A 19,625-nucleotide genomic window follows, 5' to 3' on the forward strand; every position below is an offset into this window, starting at 1 on the left:
GGGTTCAGGCTGATCGAGTCGATGCCGATGCGGGTGAGGAACGCGGCGACCTCCGGGTAGTCGGAGGGCGCCTGCCCGCACAGCCCCGAATGGATCCCGGCCCGCCTGCAGCCCTCGACGGCCTGCCGGATCAGCTCGAGCACCCCCGGGTCCCGCTCGTCGTAGTCGTCCGCGACGATCGCGCTGTCCCGGTCGACGCCGAGCGTCAGCTGGGTGAGGTCGTTCGAGCCGATGGACATCCCGTCGAAGCGCTTCGCGAACGCGTCGATCTGCACCACGTTGTTCGGGATCTCGCACATCGCGAACACCTGCAGGCCGTTGCGGCCGCGGGCGAGGCCCCGCTCCGCCATGCGGGCGAGCACGGCGTCCGCCTCGGCGACGCGCCGCACGAACGGGACCATCAGCACCACGTTCGTGAACCCCATGTCGTCGCGGACGCGGAGCATGGCCCGGCACTCGAGGTCGAAGCCCTCCTCGTACGCCTTATGGACGTAGCGCGCCGCACCGCGGAAGCCGAGCATCGGGTTCTCCTCGACCGGCTCGAACCACCGGCCGCCGAGCAGGCTCGCGTACTCGTTCGACTTGAAGTCCGACAGCCGCACGACGACCGGCTTCGGCCAGAACGCCGCGGCGATGGTGCCGATCCCCTCGGAGAGCCGCTCCACGAACGTCGCCGCCCCGTCCCGCCGAGGCCCGATGATCCGCTCCAGCCGCTCCCGCGTCCCGGCGTCCCCGACCTCCTCCGGGTGCAGCAGCGCGAGCGGGTGCGCGCCGATCCACGAGCTGATCACGAACTCCATCCGGGCGAGTCCCACCCCGTCGTTCGGGAGGAAGGACGCCGCGAACGCCCGGCTCGGGTCGCCGATGTTGAGCATCACCGCGGTGTGCGGATGCGGCAGGTCGCTGACGTCCGTGCGCTCCACCGTGAACGGCAGCGCGCCGAGGCGGACCGCGCCCACGTCCCCGTCCGCGCACGAGACCGTGACCCGCTCCCCGTCCGGCACCGTGGCGGTGCCGTCCCCGGTGCCGACCACCGCGGGGATGCCGAGCTCCCGCGCGAGGATCGCCGCGTGGCAGGTGCGGCCGCCCTGATCCGTGACGACCGCCGCTGCGGTGCGCATCACCGGCTCCCAGTCCGGTGTCGTCGTCTCCGCCACGAGCACGTCGCCCGGCTGGAAGCCCGCGAGCTCCTCCGGTCCGTGCACGCGCCGCGCGGTGCCCGCCGCGATCCGCTCGCCGACGGCGCGGCCGGTGGCCAGCACGGGCGCGTCCGCCGTGAGGTGGAAGGTCTCGAGCACGGTCGCGGATCGCGCCGCGGCGACCGTCTCGGGCCGCGCCTGCACGATGGAGATCGAGCCGTCGAGCCCGTCCTTCGCCCACTCCACGTCCATCGGCCGGCCGTAGTGCCGCTCGATGGCGATGGCGTCGCCCGCGAGCTCGAGGACCTCGTCGTCCGTCAGGCAGAACCGCGCGCGGTCCTCCTCGGGCGTCGGCTCGTCGTGCGTGCCGCTGCCGTCGCCGGTGAGCACCATCCGCGTCGCCTTGCTGCCGAGCTCGTGCCGGAGGACGGCGCGGTGCCCGGCCTCGTACGTCGGCTTGTGCACCGTGAACTCGTCGGGGTCGACGACGCCCTGCACGATGTCCTCGCCGAGGCCGTACGACCCGGTGATCAGCACCACGTCGCGGAACCCGGACTCGGTGTCGAGGGTGAACAGCACCCCGGACGACGCGAGGTCCGAGCGCACCATCCGCATCACGGCGACCGACAGCGCGACCGAGAAGTGGTCGAAGCCACGGTCGAAGCGGTAGTGGATCGCCCGGTCCGTGAAGAGGCTGGCGAAGCAACGGCGGACCGCGTCGAGCAGCGCCGCCTCGCCGCGCACGTCCAGGTACGACTCGTGCTGCCCGGCGAAGCTCACGTCGGGCAGGTCCTCGGCGGTCGCGGAGCTGCGGACGGCGAGGGGCACGTCGTCCCCGTACTCGCGCTGCAGGGCCCGGTAGCCGGCCCTGATCTCCTCCGCGACCTCCTCCGGGAGGGCCGCGGAGGACACGATGCGCCGCGCCTCGGCGCCCGCCGCCCGGAGCGCGTCCGCGTCGTCGGGGTCGAGACCGTCGAGCGCCTCGTGCAGCGGCCCCCACGCCGCCGCGGCGTCGAGCACGGCGCGGTACGCGGCCGCGGTGACGGCGAAGCCGTCGGGCACCCGGATCCCCTCGGCGGTGAGGGCTCGGCGCAGCTCGCCGAGCGACGCGGTCTTGCCGCCGACGAGCGGCACGTCCTCGATGCCGAGCTCGTCGAAGGATCGGGTCCAGCGGTGGGTCATGGTGGTTCCTCCTCGCGCCGCACCATCCCCGTGGCCGTCCCGCGCGGCACAGGGTCCTTGGGCCCTCCTGCCCGATCCGGGCCGGGCCGTACGGTCGCGGGCGTGAGCCCGGGATCAGGGGCCTCGCCGGACGGGCTCGGCAGCAGGGAGGCCGCGCGCCGGCTCGCGCAGCACGGTCCCAACGTGCTGCCCCAGCCCCGCGGCAGCGGCTGGCCGCGGCAGGTGCTCCGCCAGCTGCTGCACCCGCTGGCGCTGCTGCTCTGGCTCGCAGCCGGCCTCGCGTTCGGCACCGGGACGCCCGTCGTCGGCTGGAGCGTCGTCGTCGTCATCGCGCTGAACGCGCTCGTGGCCGTCGTGCAGGAGCGCCAGGCGGCGCACGCCGTGCAGGCGCTCGCCGGCTACCTGCCGCTCCGGGCCCGCGTGCGGCGGGACGGCCGCGTGCTCGACGTCGCCGCGGCCGACCTCGTGCCCGGCGACGTGCTCGTCGTGGCCGAGGGGGACCGCATCTCCGCCGACGCGCGCATCCTGAGCGGGGAGGTCGACATCGACGCCTCGGCGCTGTCGGGCGAGTCGGCACCGGTGCACCGCATGGCCGGCGGCCCTCCCGGTGACCGGCTGCTCGACGCGGCCGACCGCCTCTTCTCCGGCACGGCCTGCATCGCCGGTTCGGCGAACGCCCTGGTCGTCGCCACCGGCGTGCGCACCGAGCTCGGCAGGATCGCCGCGCTCTCGCAGCACCGCAGGAGGGGGGACCAGAGCCCCCTGGAGCGGCAGGTGCGGCGGGCCACCTGGGTGATCGCGATCGTCGCCATCGGCATCGGTGCGCTGTTCCTGCCGTTCGGGCTGCTCGCGGGCCTCAGCCTGCAGAACGCGGCGCTGTTCTCGGTCGGCCTGCTCGTCGCGAACGTGCCGGAGGGGCTGCTGCCCACCATCACGCTGGCGCTCGCGCTCGGCGTCAGGGTGCTGGCCAGGAGGGGCGCGGTGGTGAAGCGCCTGTCGGCCGTGGAGACGCTGGGGTCGACCACCGTGATCTGCACCGACAAGACCGGCACCCTCACCATGAACCGGATGCGGCTCGCGGAGCTGTGGGTGGCGGGCCGCTCGCTCGAGCCGGACGACCCCGCGATCCCGGCCCCGCTGCTCGCGGTGCTCGCGGACTGCAACCAGCTCGACGTCACGCAGGACCCGATGGAGGTGGCGCTGCACGACGCCGCAGAGCGCGCGGGCTGCACGCGGCGGCAGCCGGACGCCGTCTTCCCGTTCGACGCCAGGCGCAGGCGGATGAGCGTCGTGGTGCGCGAGGCCGCAGGGTTCGCGGTCGAGGTGAAGGGCGCGCCCGAGCAGCTGCTCGACCGATGCCGCGCGATCCTCGACGGGGCGGTCCGGCCGATCACGACGGCGGACCTGGCGGCGGTGGGCTCGGCCCTGCAGGCGCTCACCGCCCGCGGCCTGCGGGTGCTCGCCGTGGCGCGGCGCGAGGTCGACACGCCGCCCGACGATGCGGACGCGGCGGAGTCGGAGCTCGTGCTCCTCGGACTCGTCGCCCTCATCGACCCGCCGCGGCCCGGGGTCCGGGAGGCGGTGGCCGCCTGCCACGAAGCGGGCATCCGGGTGCACGTCATCACCGGGGACAACGGCGCGACGGCCGCGGAGATCGCGAGGCAGGTGGGCATCCGCGCGGACCGCGTGATCACCGGGGCGGAGGCGGACGCGTTGTCCGAGCCGCAGCTCGACGCGCTCCTGACCACCCGGGACGAGCTGGTGTTCGCCCGCGCGACGCCGGAGGGCAAGCTGCGGATCGCGGAGGCGCTCAGGGCCGACGGCGAGACCGTCGCGATGACGGGCGACGGCGTCAACGACGCCCCGGCGCTGCACGCCGCGGACATCGGGGTAGCGATGGGGCGGAGCGGGACGGACGTGGCCAGGGGCGCCGCGACCATGGTGCTGCTCGACGACGACTTCGGCACCATCGTCGCCGCGGTGCGGGAGGGCCGGCGCGTCTACGCCGACCTGCGCAAGTTCGTGCTCTACGTGTTCGTCCACGCGATGCCGGAGGTCGTGCCGTTCGTGGTCTTCGCGCTCGCGGGCGGTCTCGTGCCCCTGCCCCTGACCGCCCTGCAGATCCTCGCGATCGACCTGGGGACCGAGGTGCTGCCCGCGCTCGCGCTCGGCAGGGAGCCGGCGGAGCCGGACGTGATGCGCCGGCCGCCCCGCCCGAGACGCGAACCGCTCATGACGAGGGCGCTCCTGCTCCGGGCCTGGGGCCTGATGGGGCTGCTGTCTGCGGCGCTCGCGCTCCTCGCGTTCTTCGCCGTGCTCCTGGCCGGGGGCTGGACGCCAGGAGCGCCGGTCGGAGAGGGGACGGCGCTGCACACCACCTACCTCCAGGCCACCAGCGCCACGTTCGCGGCGATCGTGGTCTGCCAGATCGGCACCGCGTTCGCCGCGAGGACCGAGCGGGCGTCCCTGCGGTCGGTGGGGGTGCTGTCGAACCCCCAGCTGCTCGTCGCGATCGGGGTCGAGCTGCTGTTCGTCGTCGCCCTCACGACGCTGCCGCCCCTCCGGATCGCCTTCGGCACCGCGCCGCTGCCGTGGTGGACGTGGCTGCTGCTCGTCCCGTTCCCGGTGCTCGTGTGGGGCGTCGACGAGATCGCGAGGGCGATCAGGCGGCGAGCGGCTGCCGCTCCCAGGAAATGACCCAGGATCCCCTCAGTTTCCGGGGGTGCGGATCGGCCCTGGAGATCTACACTGGCGCCGTCGCGGGGTTCTCGCGGCGGCCGACCGGCCGAAGGAGGCGCGGTGAGCGACTCCGAGATCTCCTTCCCCGACGGGCCGCGCGTGCACCTCGACGACCGGCTCATGGAGCTGGTGCACGCCGCGAACGAGGTGCTCGCGGCGCAGGGCCGGATGCGGATGCTGCTCCGGGCGAGCCAGCGGATCACCGCCGACCTCGATCTCGATTCGGTGCTGCAGGGGGTCGTCGACGCGGCGGGTCAGCTCACGGGCGCACGCGCGGTCGCGCTCGGTGTCCTCGGCGCCGACGGCCGGTTCGACCGCGTCGTGCGCAGGGGGCCGGACGTCGTCGACATCGGGCGCCTCGGGAGGAGCGGGGAGGAGGGGAGTCCGCTCGCCGTGCTCATCGCCGGCGGGCGCCCCGTCCACGTCCCCGGCGAGGCCGCACCGGCGATGCTCGGCGTCCCCATCCCGATCCGGGGCGTCGTCTCCGGCGTGCTCCTGCTGCAGGGGCACCCGGCAGGCCGATTCACCGACGAGGACGAGCAGCTCCTCCAGTCCCTCACCGCGACCGCGGGCTTCGCCGTCGAGAACGCGCGCCTGAACCGGGAGACGCGGTACCGGGAGCGATGGGCCGCGGCCTCGGTCGAGATCACCGCGCGGCTCCTGTCGCCCGAGCAGGGCAGCGCCCTTCCCCTGATCGCGGCCCGCACGCGGGAGCTCGCGGACGCGATGAGCGCCTACGTGGTGGTGGGGACGGACGACCCCGAGCAGCTGCGCGTGGTCGAGGTCGGCGGCGAGGATCCGACCGGGGCCCGAGGCGCGCTGCGCCGTGTGCAGGACACGCTGGCCGGCGAGGTGCTGCGCTCGGGACGGGCGCAGCGCTACGGCGAGCAGGCCCTCCGCGCGCTCGGCCGGCCGGACCTCGACCCCTTCGGGCCGGTGCTGGCGCTGCCGCTCACCACCGGGTCGGGGACGATCGGCGCCGTGCTCGTGGCGCGGGCCGCCGGCCGGCCCGCGTTCACCGACGTCGATCTGACGGCCGCGGCCGACTTCGCCGGTCGGGCCGGGGTCGCCCTCGAGCTCGCTCAGGCCCGGGAGCAGGCCCAGCGGACGCTGCTCGTGGAGGACAGGAGGCGCATCGCGCGCGACCTCCACGACCGGGTCATCCAGCAGCTGTTCGCGACGGGCATGCAGCTCCAGCGGGTGCTCTCGACGCTCCCTCCTGGCCGGCGCGCCGAGCTGGTCGATGCGGCCGTCACGAGTCTCGACGCGGCGATCACGCAGATCCGGCGGATCATCGCCGCCCTGCGCACGGAGGGCGGCCCCGCACCGGCTCCCGCCCGCCTGCGGCTGTTCGAGGTGGTCGAGCGGCGCAGCGCGACCCTGTCCATCGAGCCGGAGGTGCTCGTCACCGGACCGATCGACGCCGTCCTCGACGGGGATCTCGCCGAGGACGTGCTGGCCGCGGTCGAGGAGGGGATCACCGATGTGGCCTGCCGTGAGGGCTGCATCGCCGTCGAGGTGGCGGCGGACGCGGACGGGGTCACGGTGATCGTGTCGAACGACGGAGTGGCGCCCGTCGAGGTGGCGGCGCGCGCCGATCTGCACCGCCTGGAGGAGCGGGCGCGGCGGCGTCGCGGCAGTCTCAGCCTCGCCCCCGTGGACGGCCGGACGGTGCTGACCTGGCACGTGCCGCTGCGACTGATGGCCACCGGCTGATCTCGGGCGCCGGCCACTCAGCCGGCGCGCTGCAGCGCGGGCACGAGGTCCTCGGCCCAGCGGGCCGCGCGGTCGAGCTCGCCGTCCGTCACGGGTCCGCGGGTCCCTTCGACGAGGAACTCGGCGGTGCCGATCACGCGCGAGCCCGATCGGCGCGCGCGGCGCCCGATGGCGCGGATCGCGCCGCGCGGATGACGCGGCGCCCCGCGGAGCCTCGTGTCGAACGCCGCCACCGCGAACCGGCGCCCGGCGGGCAGCACGGCGAGCCATTCGCGCACGCCGGGCAGGTCCCGCTCGGCCGGCGCGCCCTGCCGCACCGCGTCGTCGCGGGTCCGCGGGCTCGGCAGCGAGAACGCGTGGGTCGGCGCCCCGATGATCACGAGGTCGACATCGGGACCGGGGTCGGCGGGTGCCCTGGCGGCGTCGACCACCTCCACGTCCGCGACGCCGCCGAGCGCGTGCGCGATGCGGCGACCGATCGCCTCCGTGTTGCCGAACATCGATTCCACCACCACGAGCACCCGCATGGTCCCGACGGTCCTCGTACCTGCCGCCGCTGCGGGAGGGCCCTTCGTCCCTGGCGCGCGCGCGGCGCCGGACGGACCGTGATCCGGACCGCCGCGGCGCAGCAGGAGCGCGGCAGAAGGAGACACGGGCATGAGCACGATCGAGCAGCACACGGCGGAGCGCACCGAGTCGGCCGGCCGGCCGCAACGGCTGCTCCTCGCGACCGACGGCGGCCTCGCGGGGGTCGCCGCGATCCGCTGGATCGCCGAACGCGCCGCCGGCCGGGTCATGGAGGTGGAGGCGGTCCGGGTGCTGCCGGGCGACGGGCCCGACCTCACGGGCGCCGCCGCGGCGCGGATGGTCGACGCCAACGGCACGATGACGGAGGTGCGGGACCTGCTGCACCACCTGGCGCCCACGGTGGCGGTCCGGACCGAGGTGCTGACCGGGGACGCCGTGCGGACGCTGCAGCGCCGGGCGGAGCACGCGGACCTCGTGGTCGTCGGCACGAACCGCGGCGCGCGGGGGATCCCGCACCTCGTGGCGTCCTTCGCGACCCGGCTCGCCGACGGGTGCACGCGCCCGATGGTGGTCGTGCCCCGCGGGTGGATCCCCTCCTCCGGGCCGGTCGTGCTCGGGGCCCAGGGCGACGGCAGCGACGACGGGGCGATCGAGTTCGCGACCGCGGAGGCCGCTGCGCTCGGGCGGCACCTCGTGCTCGTCCACGCGTGGCGGCTCGCCGCGCTCGCCGCGCCGTCCGGCAGCGTCGACCTGGACCGGGACGCGGTGGAGCACGCCGAGAGCGACCGGCTCAGCGAGCTGTCGGACCGCATCCGCATCCGGCATCCCGACCTGCGGGTCGCGCCGGTGCTGGACCAGGACGATCCGGTGCGCGCGCTCGTCGCCGCGAGCAAGGGCGCTGCGCTCATGGTGCTCGGCACCCACGGGCTCACCGCGGTGGACCGGCTGCTGCTCAGCTCGGTGAGCCGGGAGCTGCTCGAGCGCCCCGCCTGCCCGATCGTGGTGGTGCCGGCCGCGGTCGAGACGGTCTGACCCGTACCGCGACCGCACGCGCAGAGGGAGCCCGTGGCGTCGGCCACGGGCTCCCTCTGCGCGCAGGGACCCGCTCAGGCCGCAGCGGCCCCCTCGGCGGCCCCGTTCGTGCCGATCTTGATCCGCTTCGGGGCGGCGACGGCCTTGAAGGGCACCGTGACGGTGAGGACGCCGTGGTCGAAGTCCGCCGTGATGTGGTCGGTGTCCGCCTGCTCCGGCAGGGCGATGCGCCGGTAGACGCTGCTCGACGTCTCGCGCACGACGTAGCGCTTCTTCTTGTCCTCCTCCTTCTCGTGCCGCTCGGCCTGGATCACGAGCGCGTCGTCGTCGAGGTCGATCGAGATGTCCGATTGCTCGAAGTCGGGCAGGTGCGCCTCCACCGTCAGCTTCGCGTCGTCCTCGGTCCAGACGTCCATCGCCGGCAGACGGGCGCCGCGCAAGAGCGGGGCCGTCCACCCGTCGCCGAACAGCTGCTTCTGCAGGTTCGAGAGCTCCGTGAGGGGGTCGAACCGGGCCAGGTTCCGTGACATGCGTGCTCCTTTCCGTTCCGCCGCGTGGGCCGCGGCGGCCGCACGGTAGGTCGGCGGCTCAGCGCCGGGCAGGGCCTTTGGTCCGCGCGGGTCGCAGGGACCTTCGCCACTGCGGCGCGGCTCCGGCGGGGGCCAGACTCACACCCTGATCGGGGGAGGGCGGACACGATGGCGAGGATCGGCACGATCGTCGGCTGGGACGGATCACCGGAGGCGGACGAGGCGCTGGCGTGGGCGGCGGACCGCGAGGACCACGCGGGCGGAGCGCTGCACGTGCTGCGCGTGCTCGACCTCGCGCGGAGCACGACTCCGGTCGAGCAGGTCGCCGCGGCGCGGTCGTCCCTCGCCGAGATGGCGAAAGCGCTCGCGGTGCGGAACCCCGGGCTGGAGACGCTGCCCGAGCTGGCCGTCGGCGATGTCGTCGCCGAGCTCGACCGGGCGGCCGGGCACGACCGCCTGCTCGTGCTCGGTGCCTCGCGGGCCGGCCGGGTCCGGCGCCCGGAGGCGCGGCGGATCCCGATCGCGCTCGCAGGCAGGGCGGAGGGCGTGACCGCGGTCGTGCCCAGGGGACCGACACCGGGCGGCACGGGCGTGCTCGCGGTCGTCAGCGGACGGGCGCACAGCCGGCCGACGGTCGACTTCGCCGCCGAGACCGCAGCGGCGCTCGGCGAGCGGCTCGTGATCCAGCGCCTCCACGACCCGCACGATCTCGAGGTGGGCGAGCCCACCCTGGTGGTCGAGAGCGAGATCGAGCGGGTCCGAGAGCACCATCCGGAGCTCGACGTGTCGCTCGCGAGCGGCTGGGTGAGCAGTCCGTACGGGCTGCTGTCCCGCTCGGACGCCGTGGCGCTGCTCGTGCTCGAGGGCTCCCGGCCGAGCGCGGCGCCGCCCCGATACAGCTTCGAGCGATGGCTCGCGGGCCAGGCGCGGGCGCCGTTCGTCGTCGTCGCGGAATCGATGCGGCCTCCCGCCGCGACGAGCGCGAGCGCCAAGCTCGCGCTCGCGGTCTGACGGCCGTGTCGACGCCGGAGGTGGGCGCGCGCCCGACGCGCGACCGGGCGGCCGCCGAGCACGTGCTGCTGGTGGCGGACGGCGGACTCGCCGGCATCGCGGCCACCAGGTGGATCGCGGCCAGGGCCGCTACCCGAGCGCTCGACGTGCACCTCGTCGACGTGCTGCCGCCCGAGCGGCCCGGCGACGGGGACGGGCCCGGGTCGATGCGAGCGGAGGCCGGCGAGGCGGCCGAGCAGGCACGCGACCTCGTCGTCCAGCTCGCGCCGGCGGCCGCGGTCCACGCGGAGGTGGTGCGCGGCGACGCCGACGCGGCGGTGCGGGACCGGATCGGCACGGCCGACCTCGTGGTCGTCGGGAGCAACCGGACGCCGCTCGACGTGCCGCGGCTCACCACGAGCTTCGCCGGGCGCATCGCGGCGTGGAGCAGCCGGCCCGTCGTCGTCGTGCCGCGCGGCTGGGAGCCCTCGAGCGGCCCTGTCCTCCTCGCCGCAGAGGGGGACGGCAGCGACGACCGCGCCGCGGCGTTCGCGGCCGAGGAGGCGGAGGCGGCCGGGCGGCAGCTGGTCGTGCTGCACGCCTGGCGGCTCCTCGGCCTCGGCTCGGTGGCCGCGGCTGCGGAGCGCAGCGGTCAGGAGGCCGCGGCGCGGCTCGACGAGGTCGTCCGGCAGCTGCAGCGCACGCACCCGGCGCTCCGGGTCGCGCCCCTGCTCGAGCGGGAGGGGCCGGCCAAGGCGCTCACGCGGCTCGGGTGGGGGGCCTCGCTCGTGGTGCTCGGGCGGCACGCCGTGACCCGGCTCGACCGGCTCCTGCAGCGGTCGGTCAGCGCCCGGGCGGTGGAGCGTCCCACCTGCCCGATCGCGGTCGTGCCGAACGCGGGCTGACCGCATCGGGCGGGAGGAGATCGATCGTGAACGCGGTGGTGGTGGCGCTCGTCGTCGCGGCGGCGGTGGTGCTCGTGCTGGTGCTGCTGTCCCTCCGGGTGGTCCGGCAGTACGAGCGGGGCGTGCATTTCCGGCTCGGGCGCGTGATCGGCACCCGCGAGCCGGGGCTGCGGGTGATCCTGCCGCTCATCGACCGGATGCCGAGGGTGTCGCTGCGCATCGTCACGTCGCCGGTCCAGTCCCAGGGGATCATCACGAAGGACAACGTGAGCGTCGACATCTCGGCGGTCGCGTACTACCGGGTCACGGATCCGGTCGCGTCCATCGTCCGGATCGAGAGCGTGCAGGCGGCGATCGACCAGATCGCGCAGACGACGCTGCGGAAGGTCGTCGGCCAGCACACCCTGGACGAGACGCTCGCCGAGACCGACGTCATCAACGGCGACATCCGGGTGATCCTCGACGCGACCACGACCTCGTGGGGCGTCGAGGTCACGCTGGTGGAGCTGAAGGACATCCAGCTGCCGGAGGGCATGAAGCGGGCGATGGCGAAGCAGGCGGAGGCGGAGCGCGAGAAGCGCGCGAAGATCATCGCCGCCGAGGGGGAGGCGCTCGCGGCGAGCGCCCTCGGCGCCGCGTCCGACACGATGATGCGCCACCCGCTCGCGCTGCAGCTGCGGAATCTGCAGACCCTGGTCGAGCTCGGCGTGGACAAGAACACGACGGTGGTCTTCCCGGCCCCGTTGATGAGCACGATCAGCGAGCTCGCCACCTTCCTCCGCCGGGAGACGTCCGCCCTGATGCCGGAGGTGCCCGACACCCCGGAGGCCGCTCACGCGGCGCCGCCCCGGGAGCCGGGCCTCAGCGCCTCCGATCCCCGCACCGGCTGATCGGGGCTCGCTCTCCTGCCAGGACGACGCGCGACCGCCTCGACCGCGGCGCAGCCGAGCAGCGAGATCGCGGCGGCGACACCCAGCGACGCCGGGGACGGGACGACCAGCCCGAGGAAGTCCCGTGCAGCGGGCACGACGAGCAGCAGCGCCGCTCCGGCCGCCGCGGCGCCGAGCACGAGCAGGCGCGCGACGTCCAGCGGGCGCGCGCAGACGACGAGGACCCAGATGCTGATCGCGCCCAGCACGACGAAGGCGGCGGTGGAGGCCGATTCGGGCGGCAGGAGGCCCAGCAGGCCGGTCGCCGTCGTGACGAGGATCGCGCAGGCGATGATCGCGCCCGCGGGCACCGCGAACCCGAGGGCGCGGCTGAGGAAGCCGCTCCGGTAGCGCAGCGCGTTCGGCCGCAGCGCCAGGAAGAACGCGGGCAGTCCGATCGTGAGCCCGTCGAGCACGGACAGCTGCCGCGGGAGGAACGGGAGCGGCCAGAGCAGCACCCCGGCGACGAGCGGCAGGACGACCGCCCAGACCGTCTTCGTGAGCGCGAGCATCGTGAGCCGTTCGATGTTCGCGATGACCTTCCGGCCCTCCGCGACGACCTGCGGCAGCCGGTCGAAGCGGTCGTCGAGCAGCACCGCGCGCGCGACCGCCTTGGTGGCGGCCGGGGCGGTGCTCATCGCGATGCCGAGGTCCGCCTCCTTCAGCGCGAGCACGTCGTTCAGCCCGTCGCCCGTCATGGCGACGACGTGCCCGCTCGCTCGGAGGGCGCGCACCATCGCCTGCTTCTGCCCGGGGGCGACCCGGCCGAAGACGGCGTCCCGCTCGAGGAGGGCCGCGAGCTCGGCCGGATCGCTCGGCAGGGTGCGCCCGTCGACCGCCCGGTCCGCGCGCAGGCCGGCGGCGCGCGCGACCGCCAGGGCGGTGCCCGGGTCGTCGCCGGAGAGCACGAGGAGGAGCACCCCCTCCCGCCCGAACCAGTCGAGCATGCCCGGCGCCTCGGCCCGCACCTGCTCGCGGAGGGTCACGATCGCGACGGGCCGCAGCCCTGCCGGCAGCGGTGCCGGCTCGGCGTCGCCGACCGTGAGGGGTGCCGCTGTGCAGGCGAGCAGCAGGGTGCGCCTGCCGGAGGAGGCCAGGGCCGCCGCGGCGCGGAGGGGCGCCTTTGCATCGTCGGGGAGCAGCGCCTCCGGGGCGCCGAGAACCCAGGTGCCCGACGGGTCGGGCAGTTGCAGGGCGCTCCATCGGCGCGCGGACCCGAACGCGACCCTCGCGGTCGGCGGGTCGCCCGCCGGCTGCGGGAACGCGGATCGCAGCGCGAGGGCGGTGCGGTTCGCGGTGTCGTCGGCGCCGAACCAGCCGAGTGCCTCCTGCCAGCCGGGAGCCGTCCCTCCGGGGAGCGGATGCACGGCGTCGAACGCGACGACCCCGTCGGTGAGCGTGCCGGTCTTGTCGAGGCACAGCACGTCGACCCTGGCCAGGCCCTCGACGGACGCGAGGTCGTGCAGGAGCACCCGGCGCCGGGCGAGCCTCGCCGCTCCCGCGGCGAGCGCGATGCTCGACAGGAGCACCAGGCCGAGCGGGATCATCGCGATCACCGCGCCGACCGTCCGCACCACCGCGTCCCGCCAGGCGCCGTCGCGGATCGCCGCCTCCCAGCCGCCCAGCGCCTGCAGCTGGCCGTTCAGGGCGACGAGCAGCACCGGGACCAGCGCCCACGCGATCACGCGCAGCACCCGGTCGAGGGCCGTGCGGATCTCGGAGGGGGTACGGGTGAAGCGTCTCGCGACGACCGTCATGGCGCCCGCGAACGACCCGCTGCCGATGCGGTCGACCCGCGCGCGGCAGCGGCCGGCGAGGACCGAGGAGCCGGCGAGCACCCGCTCGCCCGCCCCCTTGGCGACCGGGTCCGCCTCCCCGGTCAGCAGCGACTCGTCGACCTCGAGGCCCACGGCGACGAGCACGACGGCGTCCGCCACGACGACGTCGCCTGCCCGGAGCGCGAGGACGTCGTCGAGCACGAGGTCGCGGGCCGCGACCTCGAGGGCCGCGCCGTCCCGCACGACGACGGCCCGGTCCGCGGTGACGACCGCGAGCCGGTCGAGCAGCCGCTTCGCGTGCAGCTCCTGCGCGATCCCGATCACGGCGTTCGCGAGCGCCGACAGGCCGAACAGCGCGTCCCGCCAGGAGCCGATCGCGAGCAGCAGCACGAAGCCGCCCGCGACCACGGCGTTGAACAGCGTGAGGACGTTCGTCCGGATGATCGCGGCGACCGTCCTGCTGACGCGCGTCGGCACGGCGTTCGTGAGCCCATCGGCCACCCTCGCCGCGACCGCGGCCGACGACAGCCCCTCCTCGTCCAGCAGCGGGTCGTGGCCCCGCTGACCCGGCATGCGACGATCCTCGCGGGCGCGCCCGCTCGCCGCAGAGTCCAAGGTCACCGCGGTGCCCCGTGAGGACCATCGGCCCTCCCGCCCCGCCCCGCCCGGCGCTTCCGTGTGCGCGGGAGGAAGCCATGCGACGGTTCGGGGCACTCGTGATCCCGCTGGTGCTCTGCGGGCTGCTCGCGGGCTGCGGCACCGCCTCGCCGACGGCGAGCACACCGGCGACGTCCGCGTCGCGGACGACCGGCATCCCGGCGACCCGGCCCGCGACCGCCTCGCCCTCAGCGTCCCCGTCCGCGTCGGCGACCGGTGGCGTGGTCGTCTCATCGGTGACGACCCACCCGTTCGGCGTGCCGACGCCGGGCGCGCCGGTCGTGACGACCCACCGGGTCAGCCCGCCCGTGCTGCCGCCGCCCGCACCACCGCTGCCCTGCCTCCGCCAGGTCGCGGTCGGCGCGCACGCCGGGTACGACCAGGTCAGCTTCCGCTTCACCGGCGGCTTCCCGAGCTACGACGTCCAGTACGTCGCCGCGGTCACGGCAGGCGGCAGCGGCCGCCGGGTGCCGGTCGCGGGCGTCAGCCGGCTCCGGGTGCTGTTCCGGGACGCGCAGGCGCACGACGAGTCGGGTCGCTCCACCGTGACCACGGCGCCCGCCCGGCCCGTCGGGCTCACCGCGCTCGCCGACGTCGCGCCCGCCGAGGACTTCGAGGGCCAGGTCGTGTACGCGGTGGGCGTCGCCGTCCCACCGTCCTCGGGCGCGGGCCGGGTGCGGATCGTGGAGGTCGTGCGCACCGAGGGCGCCACCCGCTGGTCGATCGTGGCGCTCCAGATCGCGACGCGCTGAACCGTGCTCCAGCCGCTCAGGACGATGGACCCGGAGGACGCCGCCCTCCCGGACGTCGACTGGACCCGGCGTCCCGCCGGGGTGCGCCCGTGCGCGGCGGCGGTGCCCACCGGCGAGCTCGCGGGGCTGTGCGCGGGCGCGGACGGCGCGCCCCGCGCAGTGCTCGCGCCGGGCATCACCGGCTCCAAGGAGGACTTCCTGTTCATGCTGCCCGTCCTCGCTGCCGCGGGGTACCGCGTGGAGTCCTACGACGCGGCCGGGCAGTACCAGTCGGCTGCGGCCGGACCGGAGCGCCTCGGGCCCGGCAGGGGCTGGGACTACGAGCTGTTCGTGGACGACCTCGTCGCGGTGATCGAGCAGGGGCCCGCGCCGGTGCACCTCCTGGGGCACTCGTTCCAGGCGGTCGTCGCCGAGCTGGTCGCCGTCCGCCGGCCCGACCTCGTGCGCTCCCTCACGCTGCTCTCCGGGCCGCCGGTCGCCGCCGACGCGCTGGCCCGCGCGCGGCCGATCGGCGCGGTGAGTCCGCTGCTGCCCGCGGCGGCCCTGGCGGCGCTCGTCCGCTGGACGATCCGGCACAACGTCCAGCGGGTGCCTCCCGGGCGCCTGCGCTTCGTCCGCGCGCGGTTCGCGAGCACCAGGACGGACGCCCACGCCGCCTCCTTCGCGCTACTGCGTCGCGTGCCCGACGTCCGGGAACGACTCCGGGCCAGCGGCGTCCCCGTCCTGATCGCCGTCGGCGACCACGACGTCTGGCCCGTCGACCTGCATCGACGCTTCGCCGACGAGCTCGGCGCGGCCCTCCACGTCTACCCCGGCGGCCACAGCCCCTGCGAGACGTCCCCACACGCGCTGAGCCGCGATCTGCTCGCGCTGTTCCAGGCCGCGGAACAGCGGCGCTGACCCCGGTCCCGGGCGCCCGGTGGCGAGGTACCACGCGAACCGCATGCGGAGCAGGCCGTCCTCCCGCTGCGCCGCCGCGAGCGTGGCAGCGGTGAAGCGGAGCTGCCTGCCCGTCCCGCCGGGGCGCCGGAAGGAGCGCGCGGAGACCGCCATCGCGAGCGCCGGGTCGTAGCGGACGCGGACCCCGGGAGGCAGGTGCAGGGAGAGGTCCAGGTCGTCGTGCACGTCGCCGCGGTCGCGGTGCACGGCCGGCGCGATCCGCTGCCAGAGCGCCGCGGTGATGGCGAAGTTCGAGCCGTACAGCGGTGCGTGCCCGAGCAGCCCCGCGATGACCCGGAAGTACCCGACGGTCAACGACAGCCGGCCGAGGACGCGCACGACGCCGGGACCCCCGTAGAACGTCGCCGCGCCGCTGACCGCCGCGAGCTCCGGATCCTCCGTGAACGCCGTCCCGATGCGGGCGAGCCAGTCGGCGGGCGCCACCGAGTCCGCGTCGAGCCGCGCGAGCACGTCGCCGCGCGCGTGGTCGAACCCGGTCGCGGTGGCGCCGGGGATGCCGGGCACCCTCGCCGTCACCACGCGCGCGCCGTGGCGGGCGGCGACGCCGGCGCTGCCGTCGGTGCTGCCGTTGTCGACGACCACGATGTCGTCCGCCTGCCGGGTCTGGTCCTCGATCGCGGTGAGGCACTGCTCGAGCGCCGCCGCATCGTCGCGGACCGGGATGACGACGGCGATGCGCATCACGCGCCCCTGCCGGACGGCCCGCCCGGTTCCGCCCGGAGCGATCGCGCGCGGTGCCGGTCGGCGGCTCGCCTACCGTGGACCGCATGGCCCACGTGTCGGCGATCCCGGTCTGGGCGTGGCGCGTGCTGATGGGGCGGATCGCCGCCCGTCAGGAGGCCAGGTTCGCGAAGCACGCGGTGCCCGGGGTCGTGCGGGACCTGGACCTGGCGTACGTGCCGGACGGCGGTCGGGCGCACCGCCTCGACGTGCTGCGGCCCGCAGGGGGCGCCGCGGGCGCCCCCGTGTACGTGTACTTCCACGGCGGCGGCTGGACGAGCGGCGACAAGGCCGCGGTCGACGCCTACTGCGCGAGCCAGGCGGCCGCCGGGTTCGTGGTCGTCAACGCGAACTACCGCCTCGCCTCCGGGGGCGACGACCATTCCATGCGCTCCATGCTCGACGACGCGAACCGGGTCCTGGCCTGGACGAGGGACCGCATCGCCGGATACGGCGGCGACCCCGAGAGGATCGTCGTCGGCGGCGACTCGGCCGGCGGTCAGATCGCCGCGCTCACGGTCGCCGCGACGCTCGCGCCCGAGCTGGCGGCGCATTACGGGGTGGAGCCCGCGATGCCGCCCGGCGCGATCCGCGGTGTCGTCCAGCACTGCAGCTTCGCGGACCTGTCGTCGGCCGCGAAGCCTTGGTCGCCGGCCCTCGGATTCGTCCGGATGCTGCTGCCCGGCGCCGGCAGGGGGCTCCGCGGGGCGGCGTTCGCGGAGGCGGTCCGCTACCTGTCGCCGGTCGAGTGGGTCTCGGCCGCCTTCCCGGACACGTTCGTCTCGAGCTCCGCCCGCGACTTCCTGCGCCGCGCGAGCACCGCGCTCGTCGATCGCCTCCGCCGCCTCGAGGTCCCGGTGGAGGCGATGATCCTCGGCAGGCACCACACCCGCGCGCGGCACACCTGGCAGCAGGACGCGTCGCTGCCGGAGTCGCAGCTCGTGTACCGCCGGCTGCAGGCGTTCGTGCACCGGGTCACCGCCGCACCCGCCTGAGCGCAGGAGGCGGCGCACGCCGCCGGGGAGCTCGCTCACCACCGCACCCTCGAGCCGGGCCGCGCCCCCGACCAGGGCACAACGGCCCTGGCCCCGCCGTCCCGGCCACGACACCGTCGATCCCGCAGGAGCAGCACCACGACGGGAGGCGGCGGCGGGCGTGCGGACCTCGACATCCACGGCGCCGGACCAGGCGCCCGGTGGCCTCGCCGAGCCGGACCGGGCGGGCGGGGACCGTGCAGGCGTCCTCCGGCGCTACCCGTGGGTCGCGGCCTGGCTCCTGCTGCTCGCGGTCGCGCTCGTGCTGCAGCTCACGGGAGGCGCGGTCGCGGTGCCGTGGCTGCTGGGCGTCGGGTCGGCCGCCGCCGCGGTGCCGGAGGCCGTCCGGATGGTCCGCACCCTGCGCGCGGGCCGGTTCGGCGTGGACGTGCTCGCGATCGCGGCGATCGGCAGCACGCTCGCCGTGCAGGAGTGGTGGGCGGCCGCGGTCATCGTGCTGATGCTCCTCGTCGGCACCGCCCTCGAGGCCGCCGCGGGCAGGCGAGCCAGGCAGCGGCTCTCCACCCTCGTCGCCGACACCCCCACCGTCGCGCACCTGCGGACCGGCGACGAGCTGCGGGACGTGACGGTGGCGGAGGTCGCGATCGGCGACGCGCTGCTGGTCCGGCCGGGGGAGACCGTCCCCGTCGACTGCGCGCTCGAGTCCTCCGCGGTGCTCGACCTGGCGCGCCTGACCGGCGAGAGCCTCCCGGTGGACGCCGCCCCTGGCGACCGCGCCTCGAGCGGCGCGGTCGTGGTCGGCGCTCCGGTCCGGGCCAGGGCGCTCGCCTCCGCGGCGGACAGCGAGTACCAGCGGCTCGTCCGCCTCGTCGCGGAGGCGTCGGGCACCCGCGCGCCGATGGTGCGGCTGGCGGACCGGTACGCCGTGCCGTTCACCGCGCTCGCGTTCGCGATCGCGGGGATCGGCTGGGCGGTCTCGGGCGATCCCGTGCGGTTCGCCGAGGTGCTGGTCGTCGCGACGCCGTGCCCGCTGCTGCTCGCGGCGCCGATCGCGTACGTCGCGGGCTTCGGCGGCGCGGCCCGCGCGGGGGTGATCGTCCGCGACGGCGGGGCGCTCGAGGTGCTGAGCCGCCTCAGGTCGATGGCGCTCGACAAGACCGGCACGGTGACCAGGGGGCGCCCCGAGGTCACCGGGCTGCGCCCCGCGACCGGCACCGACGACCGGCTGCTCGGGCTCGCCGCCGCGGTGGAGCAGTACTCGGGCCACGTGCTGGCGGCCGCGATCGTCGCCGAGGCCGAGCGCCGGGGCATCCCCGTCCCGGAGGCGGCCGACGTCGTCGAGACCCCCGGGGGCGGTGTGCGGGGCGTCGTGGACGGCCGGGTCGTGGTCGTCGGCACGCGCCGCCACCTCGAGGCGGAGGGGGTGGCCGTCGGCGCTCCGGTCCTCACCACCGGCGCGAGCGTCGTCGAGGTCGCGGTGGACGGCGGGTACGCGGGCGCGGTGCTGCTCGCGGACCGGGCGCGACCGGAGGCGGCGTCGGTGCTCGCGGAGGTGCGCAGGCTCGGCGTGCGGCGGGTGCTGCTCGTCACGGGCGACCGCGCCGCGACGGCCGCGGCCGTGGCGGCCGAGGTCGGCATCGACGAGGTGCACGACACCTGCCGGCCCGAGGACAAGGTGCGGATCGTGCACGAGGTCGCACCGCGTCCCGTGGCGATGGTCGGGGACGGGGTGAACGACGCGCCCGTGCTGGCCGCCGCCGATGTCGGGGTGGCGATGGGCGCGCGCGGGTCCGGCGCGGCGAGCGAGGCCGCCGACGTGGTCGTGCTCGTCGACGACCTCGGCCGCCTGACCGCGGGGATGCGCATCGCGCGACGCACCGTGCGGATCGCCACCCAGTCGATCCTCACCGGCATCGGGCTGAGCGTCGCGCTGATGCTCGTCGCCGTGTGGGGCGTGCTCCCCGCGCTTGCCGGTGCGGTGCTGCAGGAGGTGGTCGACCTCATCGTGATCCTGCTCGCGCTCCGCGCCGCGCGCGACGCGGGAGCCCCGCGCGCCGCCTCCTCCTGAGCTGG

14 protein-coding genes and 1 pseudogene are annotated in these 19,625 nt (G+C 75.8%); 10 read left to right on the plus strand and 5 right to left on the minus strand.

The annotated features are described in order from the left end of the window. Positions 1–2,321, minus strand: a 2,321-nt coding sequence (gene ppsA, locus ACTHLI_RS10925) for a phosphoenolpyruvate synthase (protein WP_440183505.1), incomplete at its 3' end; no start/stop codon positions are given. Positions 2,322–2,423: 102 nt separating this feature from the next. On the opposite strand from ppsA, the gene ACTHLI_RS10930 reads away from it, so the two are divergent. Together ACTHLI_RS10930 and ACTHLI_RS10935 are read left to right on the plus strand one after the other, a co-directional pair. Next, entirely contained in the window at positions 2,424–5,018 is a 2,595-nt protein-coding gene (locus ACTHLI_RS10930; protein ID WP_440183506.1) for a cation-translocating P-type ATPase, read from the plus strand. A gap of 102 nt (positions 5,019–5,120) precedes the next feature. After that, complete coding sequence (locus tag ACTHLI_RS10935) at positions 5,121–6,776, plus strand: GAF domain-containing protein (RefSeq protein WP_440183508.1); 1,656 nt, start codon at positions 5,121–5,123, stop codon at positions 6,774–6,776. 17 nt (positions 6,777–6,793) lie between these two features. On the opposite strand, the gene ACTHLI_RS10940 is transcribed toward ACTHLI_RS10935, so the two are convergent. Further along, positions 6,794–7,303: a flavodoxin family protein gene (locus ACTHLI_RS10940; RefSeq protein ID WP_440183510.1), complete on the minus strand. Its 510-nt coding sequence runs from the start codon at positions 7,301–7,303 to the stop codon at positions 6,794–6,796. Between the two features lie 130 nt (positions 7,304–7,433). Here ACTHLI_RS10940 and ACTHLI_RS10945 point away from each other — a divergent pair, with 130 nt between their 5' ends. Then, positions 7,434–8,336, plus strand: a complete 903-nt coding sequence (locus ACTHLI_RS10945; RefSeq protein WP_440183511.1) for a universal stress protein — start codon at positions 7,434–7,436, stop codon at positions 8,334–8,336. A gap of 74 nt (positions 8,337–8,410) precedes the next feature. On the opposite strand, the gene ACTHLI_RS10950 is transcribed toward ACTHLI_RS10945, so the two are convergent. Continuing rightward, positions 8,411–8,866, minus strand: a complete 456-nt coding sequence (locus ACTHLI_RS10950; protein ID WP_440183512.1) for an Hsp20/alpha crystallin family protein — start codon at positions 8,864–8,866, stop codon at positions 8,411–8,413. 168 nt (positions 8,867–9,034) lie between these two features. Here ACTHLI_RS10950 and ACTHLI_RS10955 point away from each other — a divergent pair, with 168 nt between their 5' ends. The 3 genes from ACTHLI_RS10955 to ACTHLI_RS10965 are packed head-to-tail and all read left to right on the plus strand — an operon-like array spanning position 9,035 to position 11,651. Beyond that, the gene (locus ACTHLI_RS10955) at positions 9,035–9,877 is read left to right on the plus strand and encodes a universal stress protein (RefSeq protein ID WP_440183514.1); all 843 of its coding nucleotides are present in this window, start codon (positions 9,035–9,037) and stop codon (positions 9,875–9,877) included. Between the two features lie 5 nt (positions 9,878–9,882). Next, on the plus strand, positions 9,883–10,761 hold the full coding sequence (locus ACTHLI_RS10960) for a universal stress protein (protein ID WP_440183516.1): 879 nt from the start codon (positions 9,883–9,885) through the stop codon (positions 10,759–10,761). A gap of 35 nt (positions 10,762–10,796) precedes the next feature. After that, positions 10,797–11,651, plus strand: a complete 855-nt coding sequence (locus tag ACTHLI_RS10965) for a slipin family protein (protein ID WP_440183613.1) — start codon at positions 10,797–10,799, stop codon at positions 11,649–11,651. On the opposite strand, the gene ACTHLI_RS10970 is transcribed toward ACTHLI_RS10965, so the two are convergent. Beyond that, on the minus strand, positions 11,594–14,041 hold the full coding sequence (locus tag ACTHLI_RS10970) for an HAD-IC family P-type ATPase (RefSeq protein ID WP_440183517.1): 2,448 nt from the start codon (positions 14,039–14,041) through the stop codon (positions 11,594–11,596). The two genes, ACTHLI_RS10965 and ACTHLI_RS10970, sit on opposite strands and share 58 nt — an antisense overlap. Before the next feature lie 122 nt (positions 14,042–14,163). Here ACTHLI_RS10970 and ACTHLI_RS10975 point away from each other — a divergent pair, with 122 nt between their 5' ends. Beyond that, complete coding sequence (locus ACTHLI_RS10975) at positions 14,164–14,877, plus strand: AMIN-like domain-containing (lipo)protein (RefSeq protein WP_440183519.1); 714 nt, start codon at positions 14,164–14,166, stop codon at positions 14,875–14,877. 3 nt (positions 14,878–14,880) lie between these two features. Beyond that, positions 14,881–15,777: an alpha/beta fold hydrolase gene (locus ACTHLI_RS10980; protein WP_440183521.1), complete on the plus strand. Its 897-nt coding sequence runs from the start codon at positions 14,881–14,883 to the stop codon at positions 15,775–15,777. A gap of 174 nt (positions 15,778–15,951) precedes the next feature. Here the strand turns inward: ACTHLI_RS10980 and ACTHLI_RS10985 are convergent. Then, positions 15,952–16,518: pseudogene (locus ACTHLI_RS10985) on the minus strand (glycosyltransferase family 2 protein); the annotation flags it as partial. Between the two features lie 86 nt (positions 16,519–16,604). On the opposite strand from ACTHLI_RS10985, the gene ACTHLI_RS10990 reads away from it, so the two are divergent. Together ACTHLI_RS10990 and ACTHLI_RS10995 are read left to right on the plus strand one after the other, a co-directional pair. Next, the gene (locus tag ACTHLI_RS10990; RefSeq protein ID WP_440183523.1) at positions 16,605–17,552 is read left to right on the plus strand and encodes an alpha/beta hydrolase; all 948 of its coding nucleotides are present in this window, start codon (positions 16,605–16,607) and stop codon (positions 17,550–17,552) included. A 160-nt stretch (positions 17,553–17,712) separates the two neighbouring features. Next, complete coding sequence (locus ACTHLI_RS10995) at positions 17,713–19,620, plus strand: heavy metal translocating P-type ATPase (protein WP_440183524.1); 1,908 nt, start codon at positions 17,713–17,715, stop codon at positions 19,618–19,620. The last annotated feature ends 5 nt before the right edge of the window (positions 19,621–19,625 follow it).

Source organism: Amnibacterium sp. (genome assembly GCF_051956055.1).
Lineage (GTDB): Bacteria > Actinomycetota > Actinomycetes > Actinomycetales > Microbacteriaceae > Amnibacterium.

Coding starts and splice junctions, on each gene's coding strand:
- ACTHLI_RS10940 (WP_440183510.1), bottom strand. CDS start 7,303: ATGCGGGTGCTCGTGGTGGTGGAATCGATGTTCGGCAACACGGAGGCG.
- ACTHLI_RS10945 (WP_440183511.1), top strand. CDS start 7,434: ATGAGCACGATCGAGCAGCACACGGCGGAGCGCACCGAGTCGGCCGGC.
- ACTHLI_RS10950 (WP_440183512.1), bottom strand. CDS start 8,866: ATGTCACGGAACCTGGCCCGGTTCGACCCCCTCACGGAGCTCTCGAAC.
- ACTHLI_RS10955 (WP_440183514.1), top strand. CDS start 9,035: ATGGCGAGGATCGGCACGATCGTCGGCTGGGACGGATCACCGGAGGCG.
- ACTHLI_RS10970 (WP_440183517.1), bottom strand. CDS start 14,041: ATGCCGGGTCAGCGGGGCCACGACCCGCTGCTGGACGAGGAGGGGCTG.
- ACTHLI_RS10975 (WP_440183519.1), top strand. CDS start 14,164: ATGCGACGGTTCGGGGCACTCGTGATCCCGCTGGTGCTCTGCGGGCTG.
- ACTHLI_RS10990 (WP_440183523.1), top strand. CDS start 16,605: ATGGCCCACGTGTCGGCGATCCCGGTCTGGGCGTGGCGCGTGCTGATG.